This window comes from uncultured Leifsonia sp. (genome assembly GCF_945957465.1).
In the GTDB taxonomy this organism is placed as follows: domain Bacteria; phylum Actinomycetota; class Actinomycetes; order Actinomycetales; family Microbacteriaceae; genus Leifsonia.
Window position 1 is genome coordinate 1 of record NZ_CAMFLC010000097.1, and the last position, 5,411, is coordinate 5,411.

Genomic DNA, 5,411 nt, shown 5'->3' on the forward strand with positions numbered 1-5,411 from the left:
CCGCGGTAGAGGAACGCGGTGTAGCCCTGCACGAGAGTCGCGCCCGCATCGAGTCGGCGCTGCACGTCCTCCGCGGTCTCCACACCGCCGACCGAGATGACGCACAGCTCCGCGGGAACGTGCGCGCGGATCAATCGGAGCACCTCGAGCGACCGGGCGGCCAGCGGAGCGCCGGACAGACCGCCCGCCCCCGCCGCCGCCACCACGGCCGGATCGGTCGACAGTCCCTCACGGGAGATCGTCGTGTTGGTGGCGATGATGCCCGCGAGCCCCAGCTCGACAGCCAGGGCGGCGATCTTCTCCACCTGCTCGTCGGTCAGATCGGGGGCGATCTTCACCAGGAGCGGGGTCGAGCCGGCGACCTCCTTGACCGCCCCGAGCAGGGGCGAGAGCAGTTCGAGCTCCTGGAGGCCGCGGAGGCCGGGGGTGTTCGGTGAGCTGACGTTCACGACGAGGTAGTCGGCGACCGGGGCGAGCGCACGCGCGCTGGTCAAATAGTCCTGCGTGGCGTCCTCGACGGCGACCACACGGCTCTTGCCGATGTTGACTCCGAGCACCGGTCGCGTCCGCGCGCGACGCACCTTCAGGAGCCGGTTGGCCGCGACGCCCGCGCCACGGTTGTTGAAGCCCATCCGGTTGATGACCGCGCGGTCCGCGATGAGGCGGAACAGGCGCGGCCGATCGTTCCCGGGCTGGGCGAGGGCCGTGATGGTGCCGACCTCGACGTGCCCGAACCCGAGGTCACCGAGCCCGAGCACCGCCTCCCCGTCTTTGTCGAACCCGGCGGCGACGCCGAACGGGGACGCGAACCGCAGGCCGAGCGCCTCGACGGCGAGCGACGGGTCGGGCGCGGTGAAGCGGCGGACGAGTCGGCCCAGCCCGAGCGCGGGCACGGCGCGGATGACGAGGAAGGCGAGGTGGTGCGCGCGCTCCGGGTCGAGCTTCGACAGGACGAGGGAGAAGAGTGTGCGATACATGCCGGTACGAGAATACCGCGCAGTGCTCACGCCTCCACGTCGACCGGCTCGCCGTGGTGCTCGACGCGCAGCTGCTGGATGGCGTCCTCGAAGTCCTCGAGCGAATCGAACGCCTGATAGACGCTCGCGAAGCGCAGGTAGGCCACCTCGTCGAGTTCGCGCAGCTCCGGCAGGATGGCGAGGCCGATGTCGTTGGCCTCGATCTGCGAGGCGCCGGTCGAACGGATGGTCTCCTCCACCTTCTGGGCCAGCACCGCGAGGTCGGAGTCGGTCACCGGGCGGCCCTGGCAGGCCTTGCGCACGCCGAGGACGATCTTCTCGCGGCTGAACGGCTCCACCACGCCACTGCGCTTGATGACGCTGAGGCTCGCGGTCTCGGTGGTCGAGAAGCGGCGGCCGCACTCCGGGCACTGCCGACGTCGCCGGATCGAGAGCCCGTCGTCGCTCGTGCGGGAGTCGATGACACGGGAATCGGGGTGGCGGCAGAAGGGGCAGAACATGTGCGGAATCTTACCGGGGATTCACGAGAGGACGCCCGGAAGGGCGGTCTCCCGCCTCACGCGAAGCGGATCGTCACCGCTTCGCCGTGCGCGGGGAGGTCTTCCGCCGTGGACAGCGCCACGATCTGATCGGCGACCGTCCGCAACGCCTCACGGTCGTAGCGGATGATCTGCTGCGGCCGGAGGAACGAGTACGCGCCGAGTCCGGGTGAGAACCGGGCCTGACCGCCGGTGGGGAGCACGTGGTTCGAGCCGGCGAGGTAGTCGCCCAGGCTGACGGGCGCGCTGGGGCCGACGAAGACGGCGCCGGCGTTCTGGATCAGCGCGAGGACGGCATCGGCATCGCTGGTCTGGATCTCCAGGTGCTCAGGACCGTAGGCGTTGCTGAACGCGGCGGCCGCCGCCAGGTCGTCGACCAGCACGATCGCCGACTGCTGGCCGCCGAGGGCCGCGCGGACGCGCTCGGCGTGCGCGGTGGCGCCCGCCAGGGCCTCCAGCTCGGCGGCCACCCGATCGGCGAAGGAGGGGCTGTCGGTCACGAGCAGGGAGGCAGCCGCCTCGTCGTGCTCGGCCTGGCTGATGAGATCGGCCGCGACGTATCGCGCATCGGCGGCGTCATCGGCGATCACGAGGATCTCGGTGGTCCCGGCCTCCGAGTCGATGCCCGTCTGGCCGCGCACCACGCGCTTCGCCGCGGCGACGTAGATGTTGCCCGGGCCGGTGATCACCTGGACCGGGTCGAGGCCGATGTCGTCGACGCCGTAGGCGAGCGCGCCGATGGCGCCGGCGCCTCCCATCGCGTAGACCTCGTCGATGCCCAACAGGCCGGCTGCGCCCAGGATGACCGGGTGGACCGCACCCCCGAACTCGCGCTGCGGCGGGCTCGCGAGAGCGACCGACGAGACGCCGGCCACCTGCGCGGGAACCGCGTTCATGACGACGCTCGACGGGTAGACCGCCTTGCCGCCCGGTACGTACAGCCCCGCGCGCTCGACCGGCTGCCAGCGCTGGACGATCGTCGCTCCGGGACCGATCCGGGTCTCCGCCGACGGCGGCACCTGCGCCGCCGTCGCCTGGCGCACGCGTGCGATGGCCTCGTCGAGCGCCGCGCGCACCTCCGGAGCGAGGGCGTCGACCGCGGCGGCGATCTCGGAAGCGGGGACCCGGATCGAGGCGGGTGCTCCCCCGTCGAACCGCTCGGCCTGCTCGGCGAGCGCGGCCCCTCCCCTGGTGCGGACGTCATGGATCAGCTCACCGGCCGTCTGCATCGCGACCTGGACGTCGACGACGGGACGGGGGACGAGCCGCTCGAAAGCGGCGCGGGTAGGCTGGACTCCGCGGAGATCGATGGTGTTCATCATGGCCGTCCCAGCCTATCCGCTCCCGACCGCCCCCTCTCGGGAATTCCCCCACGCCGAACGGTGCTTCTAAACCTGTATGAACGATGCGACGACCGACCGCACTCCCGACCTCGACGCGTTCCGGCAGGCCTTCCGCCGGCATGCTGCCGGAGTGGCGATCGTCACGGCCCAGACGGCCGACGGCACCCCGGTCGGCTTCACCGCGACCTCCCTCGCCTCGCTCGCGGCAGTGCCGCCCCTTGCGACCTTCAACATGGCCCGCTCGGCCTCCAGCTGGCCGGCCATCCTCGAGACCGATCGTGTCGTCATCCACATGCTGGGGGTCCGCAACAAGGGCGTCGCCGAGATCCTCTCGGCCGACAACGCGCAGCGATTCCTCGGTGACCACTGGCATCGCGGGCCGCACGGCCTCCCGGTGATCAACGACGTGACCTCGTGGATGGTGGGCCGCATCGTCGAACGGTTCCCGGTGCACAACAGCGCCGTGGTGGTCGTGCAGATCGAACAGGGCGAGCTCGGAGAGCCCGACGAGCCGCTGCTCTACCACGAGCGGCGCTACCACCGGCCGAGCGAGCTGGAGTGAGCGCGCTGGACTGAGCGCGCTGGACTGAGGGCGCACCTTCGTCACGAATGTCGACATTCGTGCCACGAATGTCGACATTCGTGACGAATCGCGGCGCGGCGCGTGAACGCGTCAGACCAGGCAGTTGGGGCCGAGGAGGCCCTTCAACTCCCCGTAGAGATCGGGCGAGACCTTGACCGGCTTCGGCACCTCGAAGACGCGAGCGACCTGACCCTTCACAAGGCGCAGGCGCACCTCGCTCTCTCCGGGATGACGCGCCAACACCTCCGCCAGCGACGAGACCGTGTCGGTCGTGGCGCGCTGATCGGGCATCGTGATCATGAGGGTGCCGACATCGTCGGCCTGACCCAGGTCGGGGATCATCAGGCTGAACGCGTGCAGGTTCATCCCGTCGTCGCGCATGCTCACGCGGCCGCGGACCACCACGATCGAGTCGCCCTGCAGCATCGGCGAGAACTCCTGGTAGGCCTTGCCCATGAACATGACCGTCATCTCGCCGCCGAAGTCTTCGACCTGGATCATGCCGTACTGGTTGCCTGAGGCCTTGGCCACCCGGTGCTGCACGCTCGTGACGAGACCGGCGATGACGACTGTGTCGCCGTCTTGCACGCTGTCGGAGGCGAGCAGTTCGGCGATGGAGGTGCTGGCCAGCTTCGCGAGCTGCAGCTCCAGCCCCGCGAGCGGGTGGTCGGAGACGTACAGGCCGAGCATCTCCCGCTCGAACGCGAGCTTGTCGCGCTTCACCCACTCCGGGCGCTCCGGGATGTGATGCTGCGACTGATTGGGTTCGTCGTCGCCCCAGAGGCTGTCGAAGTCGAAGCCGACGTCGCCGTTGGCTTCGCTCCGCTTGATCTTGACCGCGGACTCCACCGCATCCTCGTGCACCTCGACGAGCGCGCGGCGCGTGTGACCGAGCGAGTCGAACGCACCGGCCTTGATCAGCGATTCGACCGTGCGCTTGTTGGCGGCGTGGATCGGCACCTTGCCGAGGAAGTCGTGGAACGACTCGAAGCGGCCCTTGGCCTCGCGGGCCTCTCTGACGCCCTCCACGACGTTCGCGCCGACGTTGCGCACCGCGCCCATGCCGAAGCGGATGTCCTCGCCGACGGCGGCGAAGTAGAGGTTCGATTCGTTGACGTCCGGCGGCAGCACCTTGATGCCCATGCGCCGGCACTCGTTCAGGTACAGTGCCATCTTGTCTTTGGAGTCGCCGACGCTGGTGAGCAGCGCGGCCATGTACTCCGCCGGGTAGTGCGCCTTGAGGTACGCGGTCCAGTACGAGATGACCCCGTACGCGGCCGAGTGCGCTTTGTTGAAGGCGTAGTCGGAGAACGGCAGGAGGATCTCCCACAGCTTGCCGACCGCCTCCATGGAATAGCCGCGGTCGACCATGCCCTGCGAGAAGCCCTCGAACTGCTTGTCGAGCTCGGACTTCTTCTTCTTGCCCATCGCGCGCCGCAGGATGTCGGCCTGGCCGAGGGAGAATCCGGCTACCTTCTGCGCGATCGCCATCACCTGCTCCTGGTAGATGATCAGGCCGTAGCTGGTCGAGAGGATGTCTTCGAGCGGCTCGGCGAGCTCGGGATGGATCGGCGTGATCTCTTGCAGGCCGTTCTTGCGCAACGCGTAGTTGGTGTGCGAGTTCGCGCCCATCGGGCCCGGCCGGTACAGCGCGATGAGTGCCGAGATGTCCTCGAAGTTGTCGGGCTTCATCAGGCGCAGCAGCGAGCGCATCGGGCCGCCGTCGAGCTGGAACACACCGAGCGTGTCGCCGCGCGACAGGAGCTCGTAGGCCGGGCGGTCGTCGAGTTCGAGGTCTTCGAGAACCAGGTCGATGCCGCGGTTGTCGCGGATGTTGTCGAGCGCGTCGTTGATGATGGTCAGGTTGCGCAGACCCAGGAAGTCCATCTTGATCAGGCCGAGAGACTCGCAGGCCGGATAGTCGAACTGCGTGACGATCTGGCCGTCCTGCTCGCGCTTCATGATCGGG

General features: G+C 69.1%; 5 protein-coding genes. 1 reads left to right on the plus strand and 4 read right to left on the minus strand.

What is annotated here, in order from left to right:
* The 3 genes from Q0Q23_RS19630 to hisD all read right to left on the minus strand — a co-directional run.
* Positions 1–977: quinone-dependent dihydroorotate dehydrogenase (locus tag Q0Q23_RS19630; RefSeq protein WP_295128351.1), on the minus strand; the 977-nt coding region annotated here is incomplete at its 3' end.
* A 26-nt stretch (positions 978–1,003) separates the two neighbouring features.
* Positions 1,004–1,477: a transcriptional regulator NrdR gene (gene nrdR / locus Q0Q23_RS19635; RefSeq protein WP_295128354.1), complete on the minus strand. Its 474-nt coding sequence runs from the start codon at positions 1,475–1,477 to the stop codon at positions 1,004–1,006.
* A 56-nt stretch (positions 1,478–1,533) separates the two neighbouring features.
* On the minus strand, positions 1,534–2,838 hold the full coding sequence (gene hisD, locus Q0Q23_RS19640) for a histidinol dehydrogenase (RefSeq protein WP_295128357.1): 1,305 nt from the start codon (positions 2,836–2,838) through the stop codon (positions 1,534–1,536).
* 76 nt (positions 2,839–2,914) lie between these two features.
* On the opposite strand from hisD, the gene Q0Q23_RS19645 reads away from it, so the two are divergent.
* Positions 2,915–3,421, plus strand: coding sequence for a flavin reductase family protein (locus Q0Q23_RS19645; RefSeq protein ID WP_295128360.1), 507 nt, complete (start codon positions 2,915–2,917; stop codon positions 3,419–3,421).
* 111 nt (positions 3,422–3,532) lie between these two features.
* Here the strand turns inward: Q0Q23_RS19645 and dnaE are convergent.
* Positions 3,533–5,411, minus strand: a 1,879-nt coding sequence (dnaE, locus tag Q0Q23_RS19650) for a DNA polymerase III subunit alpha (RefSeq protein WP_295128363.1), incomplete at its 5' end; no start/stop codon positions are given.